The sequence below is a fragment of the Agrobacterium sp. CGMCC 11546 genome, assembly GCF_013365515.1.
GTDB lineage: Bacteria > Pseudomonadota > Alphaproteobacteria > Rhizobiales > Rhizobiaceae > Agrobacterium > Agrobacterium fabrum.
This window is the reverse complement of sequence record NZ_CP047387.1, coordinates 2,987,547-3,011,144: the sequence shown is the minus strand read 5'-3', so window position 1 is coordinate 3,011,144 and position 23,598 is coordinate 2,987,547. Positions and strand designations below refer to the sequence as shown.

Sequence of the window (23,598 nt, the reverse complement as noted above, 5' to 3'; positions counted from 1 at the left end):
ACAATGACCGCGCGCGAAAAACTCATCGTCGGGCTGGATGTTCCGACTGTGCAGCAGGCAGAAGACATCGTGTCGAAAATCGGCGACGAGGTCCTGTTCTACAAGATCGGTTATCAGCTTGTATTCGCCGGGGGTCTTGAATTCGCGCGTGATCTTGTCCAGAGCGGCAAGAAGGTCTTTCTCGACATGAAGCTGCTCGATATCGACAATACCGTCGCCTCGGGCGTCGAAAACATTGCCCGCATGGGCATGTCGATGCTGACGCTGCATGCCTATCCCAAAGCCATGCGTGCTGCCGTCAAGGCGGCGGAAGGCTCCGGCCTCTGCCTGCTGGGCGTCACCGTGCTGACCTCCATGGATGACAGCGATCTCACCGAAGCCGGTTATGCCTCCGACGCCCGTTCGCTGGTGCTGCGCCGGGCGGAACAGGCACGCGAGGCGGGCATGGGCGGCATTGTCTGTTCAGCGGAAGAATCCACTGCCGTGCGTGAAATCCTCGGTCCTGATCTTGCAGTGGTCACCCCCGGCATTCGCCCTGCCGGCGCGGATCTCGGCGATCAGAAGCGTGTGATGACGCCCTATGACGCCATCAAGGCCGGTTCGAGCCATCTGGTTGTCGCCCGCCCCATCGTCAGGGCAGAGGACCCGAAAGCGGCGGCCCGCGCCATTCTGGACGATATGCTGCGCGCCAGCTTTCCGGCCAATCAGTAACGATAACTGGAGGAGACGACATGCCCAAGGGATATTGGATCGCCCGCGTCGATGTGCGCGACAGCGAGCGCTACAAGGACTATGTCACCACGGCAAAGCCCGCTTTTGAGCGGTTCGGTGCCAATTTTCTGGCCCGTGGCGGTGCTCTGACCGAGCTGGAAGGCAAAGCGCGCGCGCGGAACGTGATCATCGAATTTCCCTCGGTGCAGCACGCCATCGATTGCTACAATTCCCCCGAATACCAGGCGGCCGCCAAAATCCGGCAGGAAATCGCTGATGCGGAGATGATGATCGTCGAAGGAATTTGACGCCCGTCAACCGCATTTCCCAAACTAGCCTCAAGCCTTGCGACAACCGCTCTTCACGCGCGCGTGGCTTTGGGCTAAGAGACTGAAAAACGCTTTATCGACAGCTTCTGAGGAGCCTCCCATGACCTTGGCCAACCTTCCACCCCTCGTCACCGTCTTCGGCGGTTCGGGTTTTGTCGGGCGGCATGTCGTGAGAATGCTTGCCAAGCGCGGTTATCGTATCCGCGTCGCCGTGCGCCGCCCCGATCTTGCCGGTTTTCTGCAACCGCTCGGCAATGTCGGCCAGATTTCCTTCGCCCAGGCCAACCTGCGTTATCGTGACTCCATCATCAAAGCCGTCGAAGACGCGGATCATGTCGTCAATTGCGTCGGCATCCTGGCGGAAAGCGGCCGTAACACTTTTGACGCCGTGCAGGAATTCGGCGCAAAAGCCATTGCCGAAGCGGCCCGCGACGCTGGCGCCACGCTGACGCATATTTCCGCTATCGGTGCTGACGCCAATTCGCAGACCGGTTATGGCCGCACCAAGGGCCGCGCCGAGGCCGCCATCCATTCCGTGCTGCCCGGTGCCGTGATCCTGCGTCCGTCGATCGTTTTCGGACCGGAAGACGATTTCTTCAACAAATTTGCCAAGATGGCCCGCAACCTGCCGTTCCTGCCGTTGATCGGCGGCGGAAAAACCAAATTCCAGCCTGTTTATGTCGAGGATGTTGCCGAGGCCGTTGCCCGCAGCGTCGATGGCAAGCTCAAGCCCGGCGCAATTTATGAACTCGGCGGCCCTGACGTGATGACCTTCCGTGACTGTCTCGAGGCCGTTCTTGCCGCGACCTATCGCGAGCGCTCCTTCGTCAACCTGCCCTTCGGCGTGGCCTCGATGATCGGCAAGCTCGCATCGCTGGTACCGCTGATTACGCCGCCGTTGACACCGGACCAGGTGACCATGCTGAAAAAGGACAATGTCGTTTCCGCTGAGGCAGAAAAGAACGGCCTGACGCTGGAAGGCATCGGCATCACCCCCGTTCGCGTCGCTTCGGTTCTGCCGTCCTACATGGTGCAGTATCGCCAGCACGGACAATTCTCGAACGCCGGCAAGGCGGCCTGAGGTCAGGCACGTCATGGAAATCAAAAGCGGGGCCACATCCGCTTTTTTTATGCTGTCTACCGCAACCAAACCGCTTTCAGTGCATTTTCACTGCCAGATGGGGTGGGGAGGAAAAATCAAAACTGAAACGGCATGGTTAACGGTGGAGCGCTGAAACGGGCAAGCGTGGCACAAGCGCAACTGTGGAAAAGACTTCGCATTAACCCGGTATTCAGCAAGCTCCTTTATTGATATTCGCCACATTCCAAACATATCCCGAACCCTCAATTCACACACGGCGGCACGATCCGCACGAACGAACGTCTGAAAGGCAATCATAAAATGGGCAGATCTATCGCACTCTTTTTTGCGTGTGCGGCTTTGGTGGTTCTGGCGGGTTCTTTCATGGCGCCGGGCACGGTTGCAGCGGGCAAGAGCGGTTGCGCTCCGGCCTATGGCGTCGACCCCTGCGCAACGGCTTCGATCAGCGCCAACTGATCGGCCTTTACAGGTTTAAAAAAAGCGCCGCCGGTTCTCCGGGGCGCTTTTTTGTTTTTCGGTCGATATGAAACTGCGGGTCAGCCGATAACCAGAAGTGCGACGAGACCGAGCGCACCGATGACGATGCGCCACCAGGCAAAGGGCGCAAACCCACGTCGCGACACGAAATCCAGCAGCGAGCGCACGACGAAGAGGCCGGACACGAAGGCGGCCACAAACCCCACGGCAATCAAGGCGCTATCATCGAAGCTCAGCGCATCGCGGTTCTTGTAGAGGTCGAGCACAAACGCGCCAAGCATGGTCGGCATGGCCAGAAAAAACGAAAACTCGGCGGCGGAGCGCTTGTCCGTGCCCATCAGCAGCGCGCCGACAATGGTGGCGCCGGACCGCGAGGTGCCGGGAATCATCGCAAGGCACTGGAAAAGGCCGATCTTGAAGGCGAGCGACGGCGGGTAATCCATAATGTCGGTATATTTTGGTTTCAGCGGCATCCGGTCGACCGCAAGCAAAATGAATCCACCAATGATCAACACGACACAAATGAGCATCGGCGTTTCGAACAGCACCGTCTTGATGAAGTCATGCGCGAGAGCGCCGATCACCGCCGCCGGCAGGAAAGCGACGAGAACCGCCAGCACAAAACGGCGCGCCTTGGCACTTGTCGGCATCGCCACGGCGATCGATACAAGCTTTTGAAAATAAACGAGAAGGATTGCGAGGATCGCACCGAGCTGGATGAGGACGGCAAAGGTATTGCCCGGCGATTTAAAGCCAAGGAAATGCCCGGCCAGCAGCACATGCGCCGTGGAGGAAACGGGAATAAACTCCGTCAGACCCTCGATAATGCCCAGCAAAAGCGCGCTGATGATCGATTGGTCACCCATGAGGTATCCTTCTTTTAAGGGGGAAAGCGTGAATGGAAAGCAATTGCGTTAAACTTGTTTTAAAGTAGCCAAGCTCTTATAGCGTCTTGATGAAGCGAAACTGAAAAAGTTTTCCGGCAAATGCCGATCATGACAACCAATCGTAAAAATTGAGTACCGATGCCAACTCTCTATCACTCCCCGATGTCGACCGCATCCCGGTTCGTTCGTCTGATCCTTGCGGAATACGGCTTCCAGACCGATCTCGTGGAGGAGCAGCCGTGGGAAAGACGGCGGGAGTTTCTGGCGCTCAATCCTGCTGGCACCCTGCCGGTCTATCTCGATGACAATATGCGCTCCCTCAGCGGGCCTTATGTGCTGGCCGAATTTCTGGACGAAACCCATGGGGTTTTGAAGCGCGACCGGCGGCTTCTGGCGGAAGACCCGTTTCAGCGCGCGGAAATCCGTCGCCTGACGGAATGGTTTCTGCAGAAGATGGAAAATGACGTGACCCGGCCGCTGGTGCGCGAAAGGGTCTATAAATTGCAAATGACCGCGGCGCAGGGTGGCGGACCACCGGATTCCAAGCTGCTGCGCACCGCGCGCAACAATATTCGCCAGCACATCAAATATCTGGAGTGGCTGGCCGGTTCGCGCACCTGGCTGGCCGGCGATCGGCTGAGCTACGCCGATCTTGCCGCAGCGGCCGGTGTTTCGGTGCTGGATTATCTCGGCGAGATCAACTGGCTCGAAGCGCCGATTGCCAAGGAATGGTATCAGCGGGTGAAATCCCGCCCCTCCTTCCGGCCGTTTCTCAGCGAACGCATTCCGCGTCTTGCCCCCTCTTCCCACTACGCCGATCTGGATTTCTGAGGTCTGGCCTCCCAGGTTATTTGCTGCGGCGTGCGGCTATAATGAAAGCATGTCGTTTTCCCGAAACCGCTGCACACTTTCGGGTGACATGCACTATATATGCCAGAATAGGCCTCGGGAGACACGACCATCGACGTTGCCGACGACAAGCAGCGAATACGCGCGCGCAAACTGACGGATTTCGTTCGTCAGGAGGCGCTTTTACTCGGCTTCGATCTGTGTCGCATCACGGCGCCCGACAGCATTCCGCTTGCACCGGAGCGGCTGCGGCAGTTTCTCGAGAATGGCTACCACGGCACCATGGCGTGGATGGAGGAAACCGAGGCGCGTCGGGCGGAGCCAAAAACGCTCTGGGGCGATGTGCGCTCCATCGTCATGTTCGGCCTCAATTACGGGCCGGACGAAGATCCGCGTGGCCTGCTTTCGAAACCAGACAAGGCAGCCATTTCGGTCTATGCCCGCAACCGCGATTACCATGACATCATCAAGGGGCGGCTGAAGGAGATCGCCACGCGCTTTGCTGCCCGCGCCGGTGAGGATGTGAAAGTCTTCGTCGATACCGCCCCGGTGATGGAAAAGCCGCTTGTCGCCGCCGCCGGTCTCGGCTGGCAGGGCAAGCACACCAATCTCGTCAGCCGCAGCCATGGCTCCTGGCTGTTTCTGGGCAGCATGTTCACCACCGCCGAGCTCTGTGTTGACGAGGCCGAGAGGGATCATTGCGGTTCCTGCCGCGCCTGCCTCGACGCCTGTCCCACGGCGGCTTTTCCTGCCCCCTATCAGCTGGACGCGCGCCGCTGCATCTCCTATCTCACCATTGAGCACAAGGGACCGATCCCGCACGAATTCCGGCCGATGATCGGCAACCGCATCTATGGCTGCGATGATTGCCTTGCCGCCTGTCCGTGGAACAAGTTCGCGGCCAGCGCCTCCGAGATGAAGCTGAAGGCGCGCGAAGATCTGAAGGAACCATCCATCGCCTTTCTGCTGACGCTTGACGATGCCGCCTTTCGCAGCTTTTTCAGCGGCTCCCCCGTCAAGCGCATCGGCCGCAATCGCTTCATCCGCAATGTGCTGATTGCCGCGGGAAACTCTGCCGACCGGCATTTCGTGGAACAATGCAAGGCACTTGCGGAGGCCGACCCTTCCGCGGAAGTGCGCGGCATGGCCGCATGGGCTTTGTCGCGGCTTATGGACAGGGACGAATTCCGTACATACTCTGCCGGTCGCGCACCGGAGACTGATCCGGAGGCGGAAATGGAATGGCAACTGGCAGAGGCATGAAGCATGCATGTGATGATTTTCGGCGCGGGATATTCAGGGAAAGCCATTGCCAACGCGTTGAAAACCAAGGCTGCAAGTGTCTGCGGCACCACACGCAGCGCGGATAAGTTCGCAAACCTCGCCGCCGCCGGCATGACGCCGCTGCTCTTCGACGGCGTCCATCTCGATGACGATCTCATCGCTGCGATGCGCAATGTTACCCATCTCGTGCAATCCATCGCTCCAGGCAAGGACGGCGACCCTCTGTTTGCGCTTCTGGGCGGCGATCTGAAAAAGCTCCTGCCCAATCTGAAATGGTTAGCCTATCTTTCCACCGTCGGCGTCTATGGCGACCATCACGGCGCCTGGGTGAACGAGACGACACCCTGTCGCCCGGTCTCCGCACGCTCCGTGGAGCGGGTAGCCGCCGAGGCCGCGTGGACTGAGGCAGCCCAAAGCGCAGATGTGCCGCTTTCCATCCTGCGCCTGTCCGGAATTTATGGCCCGGGACGCAATACCTTCATGAATTTCGAGAAGGGAACGGCGCGACGGCTGGTGAAGAAGGATCAGGTATTCAATCGCATCCGTGTCGAGGATATCGGCGCGGCAATCGCCTTTCTGGCACTGAAGAACGAACGCGGCATCTTCAACGTGACCGACGACGAACCCTGCCCACCGCAGGATGTGGTGAGCTTCGCGGCCGACCTAATGGGGGTTGTCCCCCCTGCTGAACAGGATTTCGAAACCGCCGATCTGACGCCAATGGCCCGCTCTTTTTATGGCGAGAACAAGCGCGTTTCCAATGCCAAAATAAGGGAACTCGGCTTTGATTTCCGCTTTCCGGAGTATCGGCAGTCGCTGAAGCAATTATGGGAAAACGGCCTCTGGCGGGGCTGAAAACGACCCCGTCAAAAACGACAAAAAATCCATCCAACGCCGTTTTGGCGGATAGTTTTCGTTGTATTTAAGCGAATTAAGACTTAATTAACTACGGCGAATCGCTAAAATCCTACTCATTGGAAAAATATTTCACTCACATTTCGTGAAGTGGATTCACGAAGCCGTGACTTGCAATAGCATTTCCATTGAACGTTGATTCTGCGTTATTTTTTCCGAGTTTTGAGAGGAACGTCCACGCGACGCCTCTCCGGCTAACGATCACGAATATTACAGACTGCAACACTTCGTGATTTGAGATCAGCTTTTTTTCGCCATTTTTCCCTCGCCCTACAATCTCGCATCAAAAGGCGTTCAGGCCAGTTCATGGCCGCTTAGCAAGGGCACAATCAATCGGCGCGGGGCCGATTTTCAGGGAAGTACAGTTTGTTGAATATCCGTCGTATAACTTTCACCGCTGCAACTATAGCCGCCTGTTCCATCATCGCGCCTCTTCAGGCGAATGCGGCAAATGGTTGTGGAGGCGCATCGTGGTATGCGTTGTCCTCCAAGACTGCTTCGGGCGAGCGCATGAACGCCGCCAACCTGACCGCCGCTCACCGCTCCCTGCGGTTCGGCACCAAGGTCAAGGTGACGAATGCCCGCAATGGCAAGGCCGTTGTGGTGCGCATCAACGACCGCGGGCCATTCATCAAGGGCCGCGTTCTCGACCTCTCCAAGGCTGCCGCCAAGAATATCGGCATGATCAGCTCCGGCACTGCCAAGGTCTGCTACGAGATCGTCAAGGCCGATTGAGCCTTGCCCTCGCCGCCATTCGCGTCTACCAACCGGGCTTATCAGCAAGAAGAGGTAGACAATGCGTTTGGGCGGGCGTTTGGCCGGAGCAATCGAAGTATTGGCGGATATCGAGGGACGCAGGCGTCCCGTCGCCGATGCGCTGAAGGATTGGGGTCTCGCCCATCGTTTTGCCGGCTCCGGCGACAGGGCCGCGATCGGCAACATCGTTTATGACGCGCTTCGCATGAAACTGTCGCATGCCTGGCTGATGGATGACGATAGCGCCGCCTCGCTTGCCTATGCTGTCCTGCTGCGGCAATGGGGCAAAAGCTTTGCGGAACTGGCGGCGGAATTCGACGGCGATAAATTCGCCCCCGCCGCGCCCGACGCGGAAAGGCAGCAGGCCTTTCTTTCCCGTTCACTTTCCGACGCGCCGGCCTATATTCAGGGCGATATTCCCGAATGGGTTCAATGTTCCCTCGAAACTGCCTTCGGGGAGCGTTGGCTCGCCGAGGCGCAGGCGCTCAACGAGCGACCGACCCTAGACCTGCGCGCCAACACGCTGAAGGCAACCCGGGACAAGGTTCTGAAGGCGCTTGAGGAAAGCGGTGCGGAAGCCACTCGGATTGCCCGGCAGGGTGTGCGTATTCCCGCCGGTGAAGGCCCCTCCCGCCTGCCGAATGTCACCGCCGAACTGTCCTTCCAGAAGGGTTGGTTCGAGGTGCAGGATGAGGGCTCACAGATCGTCGCCGATCTTGCCGGTGCCCGGGAAGGTGAACAGGTCCTCGATTATTGCGCCGGTGGTGGCGGCAAGACGTTGGCCATGGCCGCCAGCATGAACAATAAAGGTCAGGTCCATGCTTTCGATGCCGATCGCAAGCGGCTCGCGCCGATCATCGAGCGGCTGAAGCGGGCCGGTACGCGCAATGTGCAGGTGCATGATCGCGCAGCAGGTCTTGCGCCGTTCCAGGAAAAATTCGACCGCGTTCTGGTCGATGCACCCTGCACCGGCACCGGAACATGGCGCAGACGTCCCGACACCAAATGGCGGTTGACGGCACGCAATCTAGAAGAACGCGTGCAGCAGCAGGGCGAGGCGCTTTCGCAGGCCAAGGGTTTCGTGCGCCCGGGCGGCGAGCTACTTTATGTCACCTGTTCGGTTCTGCCCGAGGAAAACGAACAGCAGGTCAGGCGCTTCTGCGAGGAAAATCCAGAATTTGCCATCGGTTCGGCTCTGGAGCGCTGGCAGTCGATTTTCAGTGGCAATGCGAATAAACCGCATTCTTCAGATGGCAAGACAGTGACGCTCACGCCTGCAACCACAGATACGGACGGTTTCTTCTTCTGCTTGATGAAACGCAAAGCATAAAGCAGGTTTTGCACGCAGCGATTTTACTTGGGAAATACCGCGCAGGCTTGTTTCAAAGCGTTCTAAACTAGAATGTTTGACACAAGTTTGTGATTGGGTCAGAACTCGCTGGTCGCAGCCTGATGTCTTTTCACGGCTGCCCAAGGAGAGGGATCATGATCCGCAAAACCATTCTCAGCGCGTCTTTCGTGCTTCTGGCCGCATCGGCGGCCTTCACCGCGCTTCCCGCACAGGCTGCCACCGACGCTGCCGCCGTCATCAAGCATTATGCCGATGTCGCGCATGCCAAATACGAGGATTCGCTGACCACGGCGAAGGCGCTGGACAAGGCTATCGACGCTCTGATCGCAACGCCGAGCGAAGAAACCCTCAAAGCCGCGCGCGAAGCCTGGATCAAGGCACGTGTTCCCTACCAGCAGTCGGAAGTCTACCGCTTCGGCAATCCCCTTGTTGATGCATGGGAAGGCAAGGTGAATGCCTGGCCGCTGGATGAAGGCCTGATCGACTATGTCGACGCCTCCTACGGCACGGAAAGCGACGAGAACGAACTTTACGTCGCAAACATCATCGCCAATCCGAAGATCAAGATCAGCGGCGAAGAGGTTGACGCCTCCAAGATCACCCCGGAACTGATCGAAAGCCTGCACGAGGCGGGCGATGTCGAAGCCAATGTGACGACCGGTTATCACGCCATCGAATTTCTGCTCTGGGGCCAGGATCTGAACGGCACCGGGCCGGGCGCGGGCAACCGCCCCTATACCGACTATGACAAGGCAAAATGCACGAATGGCAATTGCGACCGCCGCGCCGATTACCTGAAATCCGCCTCCACCCTGCTAGTCAAGGATCTTCAGGAGATGGTGGATGCCTGGGCGCCGGAAGGTGAGGCCACGAAGACCGTGGAAGCCGATCCGAAGGCAGGCCTCACCGCCATTCTCACTGGCATGGGCTCACTTTCCTATGGCGAACTGGCCGGCGAACGTATGAAGCTCGGCCTGCTACTGCACGATCCGGAAGAGGAGCATGATTGCTTCTCCGACAATACCTATAACTCGCATCTGAACGACGCCATCGGCATCGCTTCGGCCTATACCGGCGACTATACCCGCGTCGACGGCACGAAGATGACCGGCGCCTCGCTGGCGGAACTCGTCGGCGCCAAGGACAAGGCGCTGAACGACGAAATGACGGCGAAGCTGAACAAGACGCTCGACGCCATGCATGCGATGGAAAAGCGCGCCCAGACGGTTGAAGCTTATGACCAGATGATCGGCGAAGGCAACAAGGAAGGCAATGCCGTGGTTCAGGCAGCCATCGACGGTCTCATTGACCAGACGAAGACCGTTGAACGTGTCATCGCGGCGCTCGATCTCGGTAAGATCGAGCTTGAAGGCTCCGCGAGCCTCGACAACCCGAACGCCGTCTTCAAATAAGCGGCAAGGCGGGCCGCGATCACTGCGGCCCGCCACCAAATGTGCCTTCCGACCCCCATGGAATTGTCGCTGTCCCCGATCCGCAAGCCGTTTTTCTTCGCCGGGGCAGCCTGCCTTGTGGCGTCGGCAACGCTTGCCGCACCGTTGCGTGAAGACCTGACGGAGAACGATCGAAGCCGCGTGCTGGCCGTCACTGCGCCAACAAACGATTTTACGAGACCGGAGCCCTTCGAGGCCATGTCCGGCGGCGCAACCACCAGCACCGGCAAGGTCGATGGCAACGCATTTTCCCAGCCTTCCGCCACCATGCCTTTCGAGCGGAAGCAGGATTTCAAGCTCGGCAACGCGCTGTTCCAGAAGCTCTGGGTCTCCTCCCCCTCCTCCACCCAGGCTTCCGATGGGCTCGGCCCTTTTTATAACGCCCGATCCTGCCAGACTTGCCATGTGAAGGATGGCAGGGGCCGCCCACCACTTGCCGGCGAAGACGCTGTTTCCCTGTTTCTGCGGTTGGCGCGACCGGCCCGGGACGAGACGGAACGGGCCGCGATTGCGCGCCATGAGGTGCTGAATTTTCCCGACGAGACCTATGGCCGGCAGCTGCAGAATCTCGCCATCCCCGGCCTCGCCGCCGAGGGCAGGCCGGTCATCACCTACACTGAAAAGCCCGTGCGCCTTTCGGATGGCGAAGTGGTGTCGCTGCGGAAGCCCGCTTATGCCGCTACCCTGAGATATGGCCCGCTCGGTACGGACACAACAGTTTCGGCCCGCATTGCGATGCCGACGCTCGGCCTGGGCTTGATCGAGGCCATTGCCGATGCCGATATTCTCGCCAGCGCAGACCCCGATGACAAAAATGGCGGTGGCATTGCCGGGCGCCCGGCGTGGGTCAAGGATCATCGCACCGGCGAGATAAAACTCGGACGGTTCGGCTGGAAAGCACAGAATGCAAGCGTGCGCGACCAGAGCGCGAGCGCCTTCTCCCACGATATCGGCATTTCCACACCGGATGCGCCGAATGCCTATGGCGATTGCACCGATGCCCAGAAGGACTGTCTGGCCATGCCAACAGGCGTGCAGTCGCGGCTGGGGCTGGTGGAAGCGCCAGACCCCGTTCTCGATCTCGTGACCTTCTACACCGAAAACCTGGCGGTGCCACAGCGGCGCAATGCGGGGGATCGAACCGTTCTTGAGGGCAAGCAGCTTTTCTATACATCCGGCTGCACAGCCTGCCATACACCGAAATTCGTCACCCGCCGCGATGCTGGCGATCCAACGCATTCCTTCCAGCTGATCTGGCCCTATTCGGACTTCCTCCTGCATGACATGGGAGAGGAGCTTGCCGATGGCCAGCAAGTGGGGGAAGCCAGCGGCCGGCACTGGCGCACGCAGCCGCTCTGGGGCATAGGTCTGACGCAAAGAGTGAATGGCAACGGCTTTTACCTGCATGACGGGCGGGCGCGCAGCCTTACGGAAGCCATATTGTGGCATGGCGGCGAAGGGCAAAAAGCGCGCAACGCCTTTGCCGCCTTGCAAAAATCCGACCGGCAGGCTTTGCTGGCTTTTCTGGAGTCTCTCTAATGAACTTTGCCATGCGAAAAATTTCCGGCGTCATCTCCGTGCTGCTGCTTCTCACCACGCCGCCGACAAAAGCGCAGGATGTGGAACTGTTGCCGCCACCGCCACTCGACCCCGCGCAGGTGCGGGGCGTGATGGAAAAGGCGGTGAATGGCTTCATCCGTCCCGGTTATGACCACTTCCGGCAATCTGCGGAAACGCTGGAAGGCAGCATGAAGGCTTTCTGCGCCGCGCCCTCCAAAACGACGGAGGCGGCGGCACAGGCGGCTTTTACTGAAACGGTCTTGAACTGGTCGACAATCGAGATCGTGCGTGTCGGCCCTGTCATCGAGAAGAACCGTTTCGAACGCGTGCTCTATTACCCCGACAAGAAGGGTCTCGGACTGAAGCAGGTGCAGCGTTACCTCTCGGACAAGGATGAAAGCGTTACCACCGCCGACGGCTTGAAGGGCAAGAGCGTCGCGGCACAGGGGCTTGGCGCGCTGGAGTTCGTGCTTTACGGCACCGGCGCGGAAGAACTGCTAGACAAGAAAGGCGATTTTCGCTGCCGTTTCGGCGCCGCCATCGCCGGTAACATCGCCAATGTGGCGACGGAGCTTTCCGATAGCTGGAACGCACCTGACGGTGCGCAGAAAAACTGGACACGGCCGGGACCGGACAACCCCGTTTTTCGCGATGAACGCGAGGCGTTGGTTGCGCTGCTCGGCATTCTCGTGCACGGTGCAGAGGCTATCCGCGACCAGCGGATCGAAACCTTCTACAAGGGGCCGGACAAGGCGAAATTTCCCCGCACCGCCATCTACTGGCGCTCCGGCCTGACCTGGAAGAGCATCTCCACCAATATCAAGGCCGTGCAGACTCTCCTGCATACCGCCGACATGGTCGAACTCGTACCGCCCGATCAGCGCTCCATCGTCAACTCCATTGACTTCATCGCCAAATCGATGATCCGCGTTGCCGCAACGATCGATACGGATGTGGAAAAGGCACTGGACAAGGACGACCAGCGCGCCAAGGTGGATTACCTGTTGCTCAACGGCAAAGACCTGATCTACCGCCTCAACGACCAATATGGCGGCGCCATCGGCCTCAGCTCCGGCTTTTCCTTTGCTGACGGAGACTAAACGATGATCTCCGGCAGCAAGCGGATGCTGATCGACCGGCGCAGCTTCATCAAGGCGGCGGGTATTCCCTTTCTTGCCGCCCTCGCCCCGCGGTCGCTCCATGCGCTGGAACGCACAGACGCCGTCTTCGCCTCCGCCTTCCGCGCCCGTGATGGATCCTACGGCATTGCGACGGTAAGCGAGCGCGGCGAAATCATCGACCGCGTTGCGCTTCCCGCCCGCGCCCATGGAATGGCGACGAGCCATGCGACCGGTAGGACGGTGGCCTTTGCGCGCCGTCCCGGCACTTTCTTCATGGCTTTCGATCCCGTGCAACGTCAGGAGCCTGTCGTGATGCACGCGCCGGAGAACCGGCACTTTTATGGCCACGGGCAATTTTCACCCGATGGCGCAATCCTCTATGCCAGCGAAAATGACTTCGACGGCAATCGCGGCGTCATCGGCCTTTACGACGCCCGCAACGGCTTTGCCCGCATCGGTGAATATGACGCGCATGGTGTCGGCACCCATGACATGACGGTCAGCGATGACGGACGGCTGATCGTGATCGCCAATGGCGGCATCGAGACCCACCCGGATTTCGGCCGGACAAAGCTCAATATCGACAGCATGGAACCGTCACTCGTGCTTCTGGACGCCGCCACCGGCCAGCTGATCCAGAAACATGTAATGCCGGAGCAGCTGCGGCAGCTTTCCACCCGCCACGTCGATCTCGGCGATAACGGCCGCATCTGGTTCGCCTGCCAATATGAAGGACCGCGCAACAATCTTCCGCCGCTTGTCGGCCATTTCTCGAAGGGTGAGGATGTAGCCTTTGTCGATCTGCCGGAGGAAACGACGGTGCGGCTTGCCAATTATGTCGGGGCCATCGCCGTCAACCGGCGCGAAGGGCTGGTGGGCCTGACCTCGCCGAAAGGCAACGCTGCCGTGACGATCGATGCGACGACGAGGCGTGTGGTTTCCGAAGTCACCGTGCGGGAGGCGGCGGGCGTTGCGGCGGCTGCCGGCGGCATTGCGGTTTCCTCCTATGACGGATTTTTCGAGGCCGTTCGCAGCGACGTCGCCTGGGACCAGCATATCGTGCGCCTTTCCGGCTAAAATACTGAAAAGGCAGGGAACAAAAGCATGGCCAGCGCATTTGAGGCGTCATGAAGAACCTTCCCGTGTATATTATTTTTGTGGTTGTTGTTGTCGCCATCGGGGCGTTGATCGGCGTCAACAATGTGCCGGGCGAATGGTATCAATCGCTGCAGAAACCATTCTTCAATCCACCAAACTGGATTTTCGGGCCGGTCTGGACTGCGCTTTACGTGCTGATCGGCATCGCCGGCGCACGGACGTGGATCCGGAAACCGATGGGGACGCGCATGCGCCTCTGGTTCACGCAGATGGTGCTGAATTTCCTGTGGTCGCCGATCTTTTTCGGCATGCAGAGCCCGGCCGGCGCGCTCGTCATCATCATCCCCATGCTGATCTGCATCATCGCCTTCATGGCACTGACCTACCGTCGCGACCGCATATCCATGTGGCTTTTCGCACCCTATGCCCTATGGGTCGCCTTTGCCACGGTGCTCAACGCAAGTATCGGCATGCTGAACTAATTCGCCTTACGCCCTTGCCTTGCCCGACGCCACGCGCCATGTCAGTCTGCGACGGGGCAGAAGGCAGGCAGGTAGGCCATGGAGATTACGGATCCCGGCGATTTTCGCCAGCGGATAGAAACAAGCTTCGCGCGGCAGGGCGTGGTGCAGGCCATCAATGCCGAGATAAGCCGCATCGAACACCGGCTGGTGGAAATAGAACTGCCCTTCCATGAAAAGCTGACACAGCAGCATGGCATATTGCATGCGGGCGTCATCGCCGCTGGCCTCGACACCGCCTGCACTTACGCGGCCTATACGATCATCGAACCGGAAGCCTCGCTACTGACCATCGAATTCAAGGTCAACCTCATGTCGCCGGGACGTGGTGAGCGGTTTCTGTTTCGCGGCGAGATCATCAAGCCCGGCAACAATCTGATCGTGGCGGATGGTCGTGCCTATGCCCTGTCCGATGGACCGGCGAAGCTGATCGCCTCGATGACGGGCACGATGATGGTGGTGAAGGGGCGCGAGGATATTACCGGATGAGCTACCGGCTTTCGCATGTTGCGGATAAATCCGTTCTTTTCGTTATGGCGGCCTCCGCTGAATACGGCCCCCATCTGCAGGCGCGCATCGCGCCACTCATGACCGGCGTCGGCCCGGTCGAGGCGGCCATTTCGGTGACGGCCATCCTTGCCGGTCTCGATGCGGCAGACCATTTGCCCGACCTCGTTGTTTCGCTTGGCTCCGCCGGTTCGCGGACATTGGAACAGATGGGTATCTATCAGGCGGTTTCGGTTTCCTATCGCGATATGGATGCGTCCGCGTTCGGTTTCGAGAAAGGGCGCACACCGTTTCTCGATCTGCCCGCCGAAGTTGCCCTGCCTTTGCGGATACCCTATCTTGCCGAGGCGAGGCTTTCCACCGGCGGCAACGTCGTTTCCGGAGAGGCCTATGGGTTGATCGATGCCGATATGGTGGAAATGGAGACCTTTGCGGTCCTGCGAGCATGCCAGCGCTTCGGTGTGCCGCTCATCAGCCTGCGCGGTATTTCCGATGGCAAGGCCGATGTGAACCATGTCGATGACTGGACGGCGTACCTGGATATCATCGATGAAAAGCTCGCCGATGCCGTCGACCGGCTCTGCCGCGCCATTGAGGATGGTGTGATTGCCCTTTGAAACCTTGCGATTTTCGCAAATTTCCGCCGTTTGGCGCCCGCTTCCGGGTTGCCTAAAGCCGCCATTTTCTTTAAAGGCTCGCCATGACCCAGATAGCCCATCCCGACAGCATTCTCATCATCGATTTCGGCAGCCAGGTGACGCAGCTGATTGCGCGCCGCATCCGCGAAGCCGGGGTCTATTGCGAAATCCATCCGTTTCAGAATGCCGCAGAGGCTTTCGAGAAGCTTCAGCCCAAGGGCGTGATCTTCTCCGGCGGCCCCGCATCCGTAACGGCTGAGGGCAGCCCGCGCGCGCCGCAGGCGGTGTTCGATAGCAAGGTTCCGATCCTCGGCATCTGCTACGGCCAGCAGACGCTCTGCACGCAGCTCGGCGGTGTGGTCGAAGGTGGCCACGCGGCGGAATTCGGCCGTGCGGATATCGATATCAAGAAGGCTAGCCCGCTGTTCGAAGGTTTCTGGGAACAGGGCAAGAGCTATCCAGTGTGGATGAGCCATGGCGACCGCGTAACAAAGCTGCCGGAAGGTTTCGAGGTCATCGCGACCTCCGAGAACGCTCCTTTCGCCATCGCGGCTGACGAGAAGCGTCACTATTACACCACCATGTTCCACCCGGAAGTGGTGCATACGCCTGACGGCGGCAAGCTGCTCTCCAATTTCGTGCACAAGATCGTCGGCCTCAAATCCGACTGGACGATGGCTGCCTACCGCGCCGAGATGATCCGCAAGATCCGCGAGCAGGTCGGCACTGGCCGGGTGCTCTGCGCACTTTCCGGCGGCGTCGATTCCTCGGTTGCAGCCATTCTCATTCATGAGGCGATCGGCGATCAGCTGACCTGCGTTTATGTCGACCACGGCCTGATGCGACTTGGCGAAAGCGAGCAGGTCGTCGGCATGTTCCGCGATCACTACAATATTCCGCTTGTTCACGTCGACGCCGCCGATCTGTTCCTCGGCGAATTGTCTGGCGTTTCCGATCCGGAAGTGAAGCGCAAGACCATCGGCCGCCTGTTCATCGAGGTGTTCGAAGCTGAGGCGGCCAAGATTGCCGCCGATGGCAAGGGTGCGCCCAAGTTCCTCGCTCAGGGCACGCTTTACCCTGACGTCATCGAAAGTGTATCCTTCTCCGGCGGCCCGTCCGTCACCATCAAGAGCCACCACAATGTCGGCGGTCTTCCTGAGCGCATGAACATGCAGCTCGTCGAGCCGCTACGTGAACTCTTCAAGGATGAAGTGCGCGCGCTTGGCCGCGAACTAGGTCTGCCGGAAAGCTTCATCGGCCGCCATCCCTTCCCCGGTCCGGGTCTCGCGATCCGCTGCCCCGGCGCGATCACCCGCGAGAAGCTCGATATTCTGCGCAAGGCGGATGCGATCTATCTCGACGAAATCCGCAAGGCCGGTCTCTACGACACCATCTGGCAGGCCTTTGCCGTGCTGCTGCCGGTGCAGACCGTGGGCGTCATGGGCGACTATCGCACCTATGACTTCGTCTGCGCGCTGCGCGCCGTGACGTCGGTGGATGGAATGACGGCGGATTTCTATCCCTACGACATGAACTTCCTCGGCCGTGCGGCAACCCGCATCATCAACGAGGTGCGCGGTATCAACCGTGTGGTCTACGACGTGACGAGCAAGCCGCCCGGCACGATCGAGTGGGAATAAGCACTATAATCGACACAGTGTGTGTTGCCGCGGCAATGCCACTGTGCCGAGAACAGTTTGAACGATAACGCCGCGACTAGTTCGCGGCGTTTCTATTTTGTCTTGTGAGGTAGATGATCTGGGCGGCAAGACCGACCACGAGGATCGCCAGCAAACCCGCCTGAACGCCGAGAAGCAGCGGTGATTTCAGATCGGTGACAAAAGGATGACCGTCCGGAACACGGCGCAGCGTCTCGGTCGCTGTCGGCACCATTAATAGAAACGCGCTCACGCTGAGACAGATGGTTTCAACATATCTGGCGACGCGCGTTGAGCCGAGAATGCGCTCGATCCCGTAACCTGCAAGCAGGAACAGGATGGTCAGCGCGCCAATGGCGTAGCTGACCGGCTGATGCGCCACGAGGAACGCCGTCGCGGCACCGATCAGCATGGAAACGAAATAGATTGCACCCGGCGTGGATCGGGGAACGATTCGACCGTGACGGGCAAACATGTAGATGGCCACGGGAATGGCCGGCAGACTGCAGAGTGTGTGGACCCAGCCAAGCGGAGAAATACCGAACATACGAGATTGCCTTTCTCTTCCAGAAAGATGGGGTGGTCCGGGGAGCAGATTGTCACCGACATATCTGCAAGCGTAGCGTTGTCTGCTAGATTGATCGGCACCTCACTCGGGTCACGCGTTCACGCCCCTCACAAGGTGCAATTTCAAGCGGCGATGCGCTCCAACACGGAGCGGGTTACCGCGCCAAAGGTCGCGGCATCCCCGTGGGCCCGCGCTGAGAGCATTGCGCCGTGCACTGTAGCCATGAAGATTTCAGCGTTGGTCCGCGCTGTTCCGGTCAGTACAACGCGCCCTTGGGCAGCGCCGCGCTCCAGCACGGCGGTGAGCCAGTCAGAGAGACTTCTAAAATGTGCGCGCACTTCAAGAACCACTGTTTCGGGAAGAACCGGAATCTCGCTGGCAAGCAGCGCACAGACGCAGAAAGGATGGGTCGCGTCAGCGATACAGCCTTCCCAATAGCCGATATAGGCGCGAAGCTGTTCCAGCGGATCAGAAATGTTTTTTTCCAACTCGGCGATCCCTGCTTCAGCTTCCTGCCTGTATTGTGAGACCAGTTTGCAGACCAGGTCCGCTTTGCTGGGAAAATGGTGGTGAATGCTCGCATTGCGAATGCTAACTACCTGGGAGATATCCGCGTAGCTGAAACTGTTATAGCCACCTCTTATGATCAGGGTGCGTGCGCACTGGAGAATATCATCGGCTTTGCTTTGAGGGTTTTTCATGTGCGATACCTACCAATTAGTAGGTAGATTGTCAATGGTGCCGTGTCGTAAGGCTATCGATCTTTCCGGCGTGCGGCGCGGACACCGCAATTTGTTCTCTTTTTGTTCTTTTAATTTCCCATTGGCGATGATAATGTCGCGAGCTTGGAATAGACCGTGGAGCATCGTCATGGGTTTGGAGTTGACGGATAAAGAAGGGTTGAGGCAGCTTTTCCTTGAAGGGTTCGAGCTGGAGAAACAACGCCGGATCAATCCGCGATTTAGCAGCAAGGTCCTGATCGTGGTGAAACCGCCGGCGGCTTTAGCGGAGAGAATTTTCACCGATGCGTCGAGCCATGCCGCAGGGCGGACGAAGCGTGAGGCCTATCCTGCGGAGCTTCTGCATATCACCCTGCTCTGTGTCGGGTGTTTCGACACCGTGCCTCGCGGCCTGGTAAACCGGCTGAAGGAAGCACTGGGGGAGATAAGGGCGCGGCCCGTTCCGATCACCTTCGATGGGAGTTCGCTTTTCGGCAATCGCAACTGTCTGGTGCTAAACAGCCGCCGCGAGATGCTGGAGCTCAGGGCTTTGGCGAAGATGGTGCAGCGCGCCCTCTGGCGGGCAAATCTTCCCTATATCGCCGCATCATCGTTTATGCCGCACCTCACCATGATCTATGGCTGCGGGAAAATCGAAACCATGCCGGTTGAAAAACCCTATAGCTGGCTGGCAGGCAGTTTCGAAGTCATCTTCAGCCATAATGGGGAAACGCGGCACGAGTCTCTGGGACGCTTCGCGCTTTCGGCGAAAGCGGACCGCTACGAGCAGCCGGAGAGTCAATTATATCTGCCGCAAAAAGTATTCGGTCCATCGAAGCGGCCAGCCCGTAAGATAGCGGCGCGATAAGGTGGGGCCAAAAAAGCGTGGCTCCCATGCCCGAAATTATCCACCTCCGCTGCTGGGCGACTATACGAACAAAGGCGCAGTTCAAATCATCCGAGGCGCCTGCGGAAAACCGACGCGGATTCGGGTGCCAGGCGCAAGCGAGGCGAAGTCGCCTCGCTACAAACGATAACCAGCTTAGAGCTGGACCTTGTCGAAAGCCTTGCCGTCGATGCCGAGAGCTTCGAGATCGGCGCGAGCGGGCTTGCGATGTGCGCGAACAGCGGCCGAAACCGAGAGCGCTGCACCGAGAACGGCGAAAGTTTCACCGAAGAAGTTACGCGATGTCTTTGCAACCTGACGCATTTTTCTCTCCATCTTTGATACCTAAATAATGGGGATTTCCGCCGCGTTCTACAACTCATGATGTAGCAGGGAAGCCATGCAGCTTTGCTCGCGCTCGTTCGGATATCAGCCACTTCGATTTTGCATGGCTCAGGCATCATGCTTCGAAAATGGCGCAACGCACCTCGGGCGGCTGCTTGAATAAGATGGATATTTTGTTATGCCGGAAGGCTTAAAGACAAAGAGGCGGTAGCATGACGGTCACGATTTACGGCATCAAGAATTGCGACACGATGAAGAAGGCCAGAAGCTGGCTGGAGTTGAACGGCATCGATTATTCTTTCCACGACTACAAGGCAGCCGGCATCGACCGCGCCCATCTGGAAACATGGTGTGACGCCGCCGGCTGGGAAACGGTTCTCAATCGGGCCGGCACGACCTTCAAGAAACTCGACGACAGCCAGACGGCCGATCTTACCCGCGAAAAGGCCATCGGGCTGATGCTGGCGCAGCCCTCGATGATCAAGCGCCCGGTGCTGGAGGCGAAGGACAAGATAACCGTCGGCTTCAAGCCGGAAATCTACCAGACCGTTTTTGCCTGAACGCAGCCCACCATGTCCAAAACGACCCGCGCCACCCAGATGCTGACGAAGGCCGGCATTGCCTTCACCACCGTCACCTATGATTACGACCCGAATGCCGATCGCATCGGCCTGCAGGCGGCCGAGGCGATCGGTGAGGCGCCGCATCTGGTGCTGAAGACGCTGATGGCGGAGCTGGACGGCAAGCCGGTCTGCGTCGTAGTCCCCTCCGACCGCGAGGTGAGCATGAAGAAGCTTGCCGCCGCTTTCGGCGGCAAATCCGCCAACATGATGAAACCCGCCGATGCGGAGCGGGCGACCGGTTACTATGTCGGCGGCATCAGCCCTTTCGGTCAGAAGAAACAGGTGCCGACAGCCATTGAAGCCGATGCCTTGGCGCATGATTACGTCTACATGAATGGCGGGCAACGTGGTTTGCAGGTCAGGCTTTCGCCCCGCGATGCCCAGAAAGTGCTTGATGCCATTGTCGCACCGCTGGTCGCGGAATGAGGCGAAACGGCCGTTCCTGAAAGCATTTGGCTTTCGGAAGGAATGGGCTATGGTCGGCGCCTCCTATGAAATAGACGAAGGCAGATCATGACTGTTTCCCCCATCGATCCCGTCAAACTCGAAAAACTCGCGGAAGTCGCAATCAAGGTCGGCCTGCAATTGCAGAAGGATCAGGATCTGGTGATCACTGCCCCGCTGGCGGCCCTGCCGCTGGTCAGGCTCTTGACCAAGCATGCCTATATCGCTGGCGGCGGGCTGGTTACCACTTTCTACTCTGACGAGGAAACCACGCTTTCGCGCTACCGCCACGCCAGCGACGCGAATTTCGACCGGGCTTCCGGCTGGCTCTATGAGGGCATGGCGAAGGCCTATGCCAATGGCGCGGCGCGGCTGGTGATTGCCGGTGATAACCCCATGCTGCTTGCCGAAGAGGACCCCGCCAAGGTCGCGCGCGCCAACAAGGCCAACTCCACGGCCTATAAGCCGGCGCTGGAGAAGATTTCCAATTTCGATATCAACTGGAACATCATTTCTTATCCCAACCCCTCCTGGGCAAAGCAGGTCTTCCCCGGCCTCACCGAGGATGAAGCAGTGCGCAAGCTCGCGGATGCCATCTTCGCCGCTTCGAGGGTGGATGTTGCCGATCCCGTCGCCGCATGGTCGCAGCACAATGCCAATCTTGCCAAGCGCTCCGCATGGCTGAATGGCGAACGCTTTTCTGCGCTGCACTTCACTGGCCCGGGCACCGACGTAAAGATCGGCCTGGCGGATGGCCACGAATGGCATGGCGGCGCTTCCATGGCGAAAAACGGCGTGACCTGCAACCCGAACATTCCGACCGAAGAAGTCTTCACCACACCGCATGCGCTGCGCGTTGACGGTTACGTCTCCAGCACCAAGCCGCTATCGCATCAGGGAACGCTGATCGACGATATCCAGGTGAAGTTCGAAGCCGGTCGCATCGTCGAAGCCAAGGCTTCCAAGGGCGAAGCCGTGCTGAACAAGGTGCTCGACACCGATGAAGGCGCGCGGCGTCTCGGCGAAGTGGCGCTTGTGCCGCATTCCTCGCCGATTTCGGCAAGCGGCATCCTGTTCTACAACACGCTGTTCGATGAAAACGCCTCGTGCCATATCGCGCTCGGCCAATGCTATTCAAAATGCTTCCTCGACGGCGCCTCGCTGTCGCAGGATCAGATCAAGGCGCAGGGCGGCAATTCCAGCCTCATCCATATTGACTGGATGATTGGCTCCAACAAGGTCGATATCGATGGCGTGAAGCCGGATGGCTCCACGGTTCCTGTCATGCGCAAGGGCGAATGGGCCTGACGGCCCCCTACCTCGGCAACTGGCTGCGCTGACTGAGCCAGATGCTGAAAAGCACGGTAATGAACCCGGCGATCTGCGCTGGCGCAAGGCTTTGGCCAAGCGCCAGCCAGCCCAGCAGGGTGGCCACGACAGGACTTAGAAAACCGAGCGATGCGGCCGCAGAAGGTTCGATGCGGGCGAGCCCACGAAACCACAGAAGATAGGTGAGCGCCGCACCGATGAGGCCGAGATAGGCCATGCCCATCACATTGACCGCCGTTGGCGCCGGAAGGGCCGGCTCCAGAGCATAAGCGACCGGCAAAAGAAGAATGCCACCGGCCGTCAATTGCCAGGCTGTGAAGGTGAGGTTCGAGACGGGCGGGCGCCATTTGCGGGTCAGCACCGTTCCGAAGGCCATGGAAACGGCGCCGGCAAGACCCGCGGCAACACCGATACCATCCAGTGCCGCGCCGGGCGTCAGCACCAGAAGCGCAACACCGGCAATGCCGAGAAAACCGGCGCCGATGGCGAGCGGCCGCACCGGGGTTGAGAGAAACAGCCGCGACAGACCGATAACGATGAGTGGTTGCACCGCCCCCACCGTTGCGGCGACACCGCCGGGCAACCGATAGGCCGAAACGAAAAGCATTGCCCAGAAAAACGAGAAATTCAGCGCGCCGAGAATGAAGCTGCGCGACCACCAGATACCCTGTGGCAGCTTTCGGACGAGAAGCAGCAGCAGGATACCGGCCGGCAAGGCGCGCAGCATGGCGACATGCAACGGATATCCCTGCGGCAAAAATTCCGTCGTGACGAAATAGGTGGTTCCCCAGATGGCGGGAGCAAGTGCTGTGACCAGCACATCGGCGGCATAGGTCGTATTTTTCTTCATTTCAAGAATCTCTATATCAAGATAGATTCAGCTTAGTCGATTTTATCTTGACGTCAAGATATCAATTGTTATGCCTTGGTGATGAGCAAGAAACCCATGGACCACGTCGACCATATTCTCGCGCAATGGCGCAAGGAACGACCCGATCTCGATGTCGGCCCGATGGGGCTGCTCGGGCGCCTGCACCGGCTCAGCACGTATCTTGGCCGCGAGGTGGAGGCGGTGCTCCTGAAACATGGCCTCTCCTCCTCCGCTTTCGATGTGCTGGCGACATTGCGGCGCGCGGGCTCGCCCCACCAACTCTCTCCCGGCGATCTGCTGGCTATGACCATGGTTAGCTCCGGCACCATGACAAACCGGATCGACCAGCTGGAAAAAGCCGGGCTGGTGGAGCGCATTCACAATCCGCAGGACCGGCGCAGCGTCTTGATATCGCTGACGGAGCGTGGCTTTGCCATCGTCGAGGAGGCGGTGGGTGCGCATGTCGACAACCAGCATCGTCTTGTCGCCCATCTCAGCGAAGAGGAGCGGGATACTCTTGATGGGTTGCTGAAGCGGTTTCTGCAGGACTTCGAGGAATAGATTTACGTCGCAGATGGAACCGTGCAATCGCGCGGGC

Annotated in this window: 27 protein-coding genes; 22 read left to right on the top strand and 5 right to left on the bottom strand. The window is 59.1% G+C overall.

What is annotated here, in order from left to right:
• Window positions 1–3 precede the first annotated feature (3 nt).
• From pyrF to GSF67_RS14795, 4 genes are all read left to right on the top strand, one after another.
• Window positions 4–711, top strand: a complete 708-nt coding sequence (pyrF, locus tag GSF67_RS14810; RefSeq protein ID WP_006310145.1) for an orotidine-5'-phosphate decarboxylase — start codon at window positions 4–6, stop codon at window positions 709–711.
• Between the two features lie 20 nt (window positions 712–731).
• Window positions 732–1,019 (top strand): DUF1330 domain-containing protein, encoded by a 288-nt coding sequence (locus tag GSF67_RS14805; RefSeq protein ID WP_006310144.1) that lies wholly within the window; start codon window positions 732–734, stop codon window positions 1,017–1,019.
• A 121-nt stretch (window positions 1,020–1,140) separates the two neighbouring features.
• Complete coding sequence (locus GSF67_RS14800; RefSeq protein WP_006310143.1) at window positions 1,141–2,121, top strand: complex I NDUFA9 subunit family protein; 981 nt, start codon at window positions 1,141–1,143, stop codon at window positions 2,119–2,121.
• 321 nt (window positions 2,122–2,442) lie between these two features.
• On the top strand, window positions 2,443–2,598 hold the full coding sequence (locus GSF67_RS14795; protein WP_006310141.1) for a hypothetical protein: 156 nt from the start codon (window positions 2,443–2,445) through the stop codon (window positions 2,596–2,598).
• A gap of 80 nt (window positions 2,599–2,678) precedes the next feature.
• Here GSF67_RS14795 and GSF67_RS14790 read toward each other — a convergent pair whose 3' ends face one another.
• On the bottom strand, window positions 2,679–3,485 hold the full coding sequence (locus GSF67_RS14790; protein ID WP_006310140.1) for an undecaprenyl-diphosphate phosphatase: 807 nt from the start codon (window positions 3,483–3,485) through the stop codon (window positions 2,679–2,681).
• Window positions 3,486–3,644: 159 nt separating this feature from the next.
• On the opposite strand from GSF67_RS14790, the gene GSF67_RS14785 reads away from it, so the two are divergent.
• The 13 genes from GSF67_RS14785 (at window position 3,645) to guaA (ending at window position 17,197) form a co-directional block, all read left to right on the top strand.
• Window positions 3,645–4,337: a glutathione S-transferase family protein gene (locus GSF67_RS14785; RefSeq protein ID WP_010970800.1), complete on the top strand. Its 693-nt coding sequence runs from the start codon at window positions 3,645–3,647 to the stop codon at window positions 4,335–4,337.
• A gap of 129 nt (window positions 4,338–4,466) precedes the next feature.
• The gene (gene queG, locus GSF67_RS14780) at window positions 4,467–5,618 is read left to right on the top strand and encodes a tRNA epoxyqueuosine(34) reductase QueG (RefSeq protein ID WP_176072038.1); all 1,152 of its coding nucleotides are present in this window, start codon (window positions 4,467–4,469) and stop codon (window positions 5,616–5,618) included.
• Window positions 5,619–5,621: 3 nt separating this feature from the next.
• Window positions 5,622–6,494, top strand: a complete 873-nt coding sequence (locus GSF67_RS14775; protein WP_006310137.1) for an SDR family oxidoreductase — start codon at window positions 5,622–5,624, stop codon at window positions 6,492–6,494.
• A 426-nt stretch (window positions 6,495–6,920) separates the two neighbouring features.
• Entirely contained in the window at window positions 6,921–7,289 is a 369-nt protein-coding gene (locus GSF67_RS14770; RefSeq protein WP_010970798.1) for a septal ring lytic transglycosylase RlpA family protein, read from the top strand.
• Between the two features lie 61 nt (window positions 7,290–7,350).
• Window positions 7,351–8,640, top strand: coding sequence for an RsmB/NOP family class I SAM-dependent RNA methyltransferase (locus GSF67_RS14765; protein ID WP_006310135.1), 1,290 nt, complete (start codon window positions 7,351–7,353; stop codon window positions 8,638–8,640).
• A gap of 155 nt (window positions 8,641–8,795) precedes the next feature.
• Window positions 8,796–10,073: an imelysin family protein gene (locus GSF67_RS14760; protein WP_006310134.1), complete on the top strand. Its 1,278-nt coding sequence runs from the start codon at window positions 8,796–8,798 to the stop codon at window positions 10,071–10,073.
• 57 nt (window positions 10,074–10,130) lie between these two features.
• On the top strand, window positions 10,131–11,651 hold the full coding sequence (locus tag GSF67_RS14755) for a di-heme oxidoredictase family protein (RefSeq protein ID WP_006310133.1): 1,521 nt from the start codon (window positions 10,131–10,133) through the stop codon (window positions 11,649–11,651).
• Window positions 11,651–12,772, top strand: coding sequence for an imelysin family protein (locus GSF67_RS14750; protein WP_006310132.1), 1,122 nt, complete (start codon window positions 11,651–11,653; stop codon window positions 12,770–12,772). Before GSF67_RS14755 ends, GSF67_RS14750 begins: the two co-directional genes overlap by 1 nt.
• A gap of 3 nt (window positions 12,773–12,775) precedes the next feature.
• Complete coding sequence (locus GSF67_RS14745; RefSeq protein ID WP_006310131.1) at window positions 12,776–13,870, top strand: DUF1513 domain-containing protein; 1,095 nt, start codon at window positions 12,776–12,778, stop codon at window positions 13,868–13,870.
• 50 nt (window positions 13,871–13,920) lie between these two features.
• The gene (locus GSF67_RS14740) at window positions 13,921–14,373 is read left to right on the top strand and encodes a TspO/MBR family protein (protein ID WP_035214545.1); all 453 of its coding nucleotides are present in this window, start codon (window positions 13,921–13,923) and stop codon (window positions 14,371–14,373) included.
• Between the two features lie 78 nt (window positions 14,374–14,451).
• On the top strand, window positions 14,452–14,901 hold the full coding sequence (locus GSF67_RS14735) for a PaaI family thioesterase (protein ID WP_006310129.1): 450 nt from the start codon (window positions 14,452–14,454) through the stop codon (window positions 14,899–14,901).
• Window positions 14,898–15,536 (top strand): 5'-methylthioadenosine/S-adenosylhomocysteine nucleosidase, encoded by a 639-nt coding sequence (locus tag GSF67_RS14730; protein WP_006310128.1) that lies wholly within the window; start codon window positions 14,898–14,900, stop codon window positions 15,534–15,536. Before GSF67_RS14735 ends, GSF67_RS14730 begins: the two co-directional genes overlap by 4 nt.
• Before the next feature lie 83 nt (window positions 15,537–15,619).
• Window positions 15,620–17,197: a glutamine-hydrolyzing GMP synthase gene (gene guaA, locus GSF67_RS14725; protein WP_006310127.1), complete on the top strand. Its 1,578-nt coding sequence runs from the start codon at window positions 15,620–15,622 to the stop codon at window positions 17,195–17,197.
• A 76-nt stretch (window positions 17,198–17,273) separates the two neighbouring features.
• Here guaA and GSF67_RS14720 read toward each other — a convergent pair whose 3' ends face one another.
• Both GSF67_RS14720 and GSF67_RS14715 read right to left on the bottom strand, forming a co-directional pair.
• Window positions 17,274–17,762, bottom strand: a complete 489-nt coding sequence (locus GSF67_RS14720; RefSeq protein ID WP_006310126.1) for a hypothetical protein — start codon at window positions 17,760–17,762, stop codon at window positions 17,274–17,276.
• Between the two features lie 143 nt (window positions 17,763–17,905).
• On the bottom strand, window positions 17,906–18,484 hold the full coding sequence (locus GSF67_RS14715; protein WP_006310125.1) for a TetR/AcrR family transcriptional regulator: 579 nt from the start codon (window positions 18,482–18,484) through the stop codon (window positions 17,906–17,908).
• Window positions 18,485–18,653: 169 nt separating this feature from the next.
• Between GSF67_RS14715 and GSF67_RS14710 the strand changes: the two genes are divergently transcribed.
• The gene (locus GSF67_RS14710; protein ID WP_006310124.1) at window positions 18,654–19,370 is read left to right on the top strand and encodes a 2'-5' RNA ligase family protein; all 717 of its coding nucleotides are present in this window, start codon (window positions 18,654–18,656) and stop codon (window positions 19,368–19,370) included.
• A gap of 174 nt (window positions 19,371–19,544) precedes the next feature.
• On the opposite strand, the gene GSF67_RS14705 is transcribed toward GSF67_RS14710, so the two are convergent.
• Complete coding sequence (locus GSF67_RS14705; protein WP_003503889.1) at window positions 19,545–19,712, bottom strand: hypothetical protein; 168 nt, start codon at window positions 19,710–19,712, stop codon at window positions 19,545–19,547.
• Between the two features lie 233 nt (window positions 19,713–19,945).
• Between GSF67_RS14705 and GSF67_RS14700 the strand changes: the two genes are divergently transcribed.
• From GSF67_RS14700 to GSF67_RS14690, 3 genes are all read left to right on the top strand, one after another.
• A complete protein-coding gene (locus GSF67_RS14700) occupies window positions 19,946–20,293 on the top strand; it encodes an ArsC family reductase (RefSeq protein ID WP_006310123.1) in 348 nt (115 codons plus the stop codon).
• Between the two features lie 12 nt (window positions 20,294–20,305).
• Complete coding sequence (gene ybaK / locus GSF67_RS14695) at window positions 20,306–20,782, top strand: Cys-tRNA(Pro) deacylase (RefSeq protein ID WP_006310122.1); 477 nt, start codon at window positions 20,306–20,308, stop codon at window positions 20,780–20,782.
• 87 nt (window positions 20,783–20,869) lie between these two features.
• Window positions 20,870–22,108 (top strand): aminopeptidase, encoded by a 1,239-nt coding sequence (locus tag GSF67_RS14690; protein WP_006310121.1) that lies wholly within the window; start codon window positions 20,870–20,872, stop codon window positions 22,106–22,108.
• Between the two features lie 7 nt (window positions 22,109–22,115).
• Here the strand turns inward: GSF67_RS14690 and GSF67_RS14685 are convergent, their stop codons facing one another.
• Window positions 22,116–22,979: an EamA family transporter gene (locus tag GSF67_RS14685; protein ID WP_006310120.1), complete on the bottom strand. Its 864-nt coding sequence runs from the start codon at window positions 22,977–22,979 to the stop codon at window positions 22,116–22,118.
• A gap of 81 nt (window positions 22,980–23,060) precedes the next feature.
• On the opposite strand from GSF67_RS14685, the gene GSF67_RS14680 reads away from it, so the two are divergent.
• The gene (locus GSF67_RS14680) at window positions 23,061–23,561 is read left to right on the top strand and encodes a MarR family winged helix-turn-helix transcriptional regulator (RefSeq protein WP_035214543.1); all 501 of its coding nucleotides are present in this window, start codon (window positions 23,061–23,063) and stop codon (window positions 23,559–23,561) included.
• Window positions 23,562–23,598: the final 37 nt, after the last annotated feature.

Bases quoted from the DNA above. Each gene is read 5' to 3' on its own strand.
- pyrF (WP_006310145.1), top strand. From the start codon at position 4: ATGACCGCGCGCGAAAAACTCATCGTCGGGCTGGATGTTCCGACTGTG.
- GSF67_RS14805 (WP_006310144.1), top strand. From the start codon at position 732: ATGCCCAAGGGATATTGGATCGCCCGCGTCGATGTGCGCGACAGCGAG.
- GSF67_RS14800 (WP_006310143.1), top strand. From the start codon at position 1,141: ATGACCTTGGCCAACCTTCCACCCCTCGTCACCGTCTTCGGCGGTTCG.
- GSF67_RS14795 (WP_006310141.1), top strand. From the start codon at position 2,443: ATGGGCAGATCTATCGCACTCTTTTTTGCGTGTGCGGCTTTGGTGGTT.
- GSF67_RS14790 (WP_006310140.1), bottom strand. From the start codon at position 3,485: ATGGGTGACCAATCGATCATCAGCGCGCTTTTGCTGGGCATTATCGAG.
- GSF67_RS14785 (WP_010970800.1), top strand. From the start codon at position 3,645: ATGCCAACTCTCTATCACTCCCCGATGTCGACCGCATCCCGGTTCGTT.
- GSF67_RS14775 (WP_006310137.1), top strand. From the start codon at position 5,622: ATGCATGTGATGATTTTCGGCGCGGGATATTCAGGGAAAGCCATTGCC.
- GSF67_RS14765 (WP_006310135.1), top strand. From the start codon at position 7,351: ATGCGTTTGGGCGGGCGTTTGGCCGGAGCAATCGAAGTATTGGCGGAT.
- GSF67_RS14760 (WP_006310134.1), top strand. From the start codon at position 8,796: ATGATCCGCAAAACCATTCTCAGCGCGTCTTTCGTGCTTCTGGCCGCA.
- GSF67_RS14755 (WP_006310133.1), top strand. From the start codon at position 10,131: ATGGAATTGTCGCTGTCCCCGATCCGCAAGCCGTTTTTCTTCGCCGGG.
- GSF67_RS14750 (WP_006310132.1), top strand. From the start codon at position 11,651: ATGAACTTTGCCATGCGAAAAATTTCCGGCGTCATCTCCGTGCTGCTG.
- GSF67_RS14745 (WP_006310131.1), top strand. From the start codon at position 12,776: ATGATCTCCGGCAGCAAGCGGATGCTGATCGACCGGCGCAGCTTCATC.
- GSF67_RS14740 (WP_035214545.1), top strand. From the start codon at position 13,921: ATGAAGAACCTTCCCGTGTATATTATTTTTGTGGTTGTTGTTGTCGCC.
- GSF67_RS14735 (WP_006310129.1), top strand. From the start codon at position 14,452: ATGGAGATTACGGATCCCGGCGATTTTCGCCAGCGGATAGAAACAAGC.
- GSF67_RS14730 (WP_006310128.1), top strand. From the start codon at position 14,898: ATGAGCTACCGGCTTTCGCATGTTGCGGATAAATCCGTTCTTTTCGTT.
- guaA (WP_006310127.1), top strand. From the start codon at position 15,620: ATGACCCAGATAGCCCATCCCGACAGCATTCTCATCATCGATTTCGGC.
- GSF67_RS14720 (WP_006310126.1), bottom strand. From the start codon at position 17,762: ATGTTCGGTATTTCTCCGCTTGGCTGGGTCCACACACTCTGCAGTCTG.
- GSF67_RS14715 (WP_006310125.1), bottom strand. From the start codon at position 18,484: ATGAAAAACCCTCAAAGCAAAGCCGATGATATTCTCCAGTGCGCACGC.
- GSF67_RS14710 (WP_006310124.1), top strand. From the start codon at position 18,654: ATGGGTTTGGAGTTGACGGATAAAGAAGGGTTGAGGCAGCTTTTCCTT.
- GSF67_RS14705 (WP_003503889.1), bottom strand. From the start codon at position 19,712: ATGCGTCAGGTTGCAAAGACATCGCGTAACTTCTTCGGTGAAACTTTC.
- GSF67_RS14700 (WP_006310123.1), top strand. From the start codon at position 19,946: ATGACGGTCACGATTTACGGCATCAAGAATTGCGACACGATGAAGAAG.
- ybaK (WP_006310122.1), top strand. From the start codon at position 20,306: ATGTCCAAAACGACCCGCGCCACCCAGATGCTGACGAAGGCCGGCATT.
- GSF67_RS14690 (WP_006310121.1), top strand. From the start codon at position 20,870: ATGACTGTTTCCCCCATCGATCCCGTCAAACTCGAAAAACTCGCGGAA.
- GSF67_RS14685 (WP_006310120.1), bottom strand. From the start codon at position 22,979: ATGAAGAAAAATACGACCTATGCCGCCGATGTGCTGGTCACAGCACTT.
- GSF67_RS14680 (WP_035214543.1), top strand. From the start codon at position 23,061: ATGAGCAAGAAACCCATGGACCACGTCGACCATATTCTCGCGCAATGG.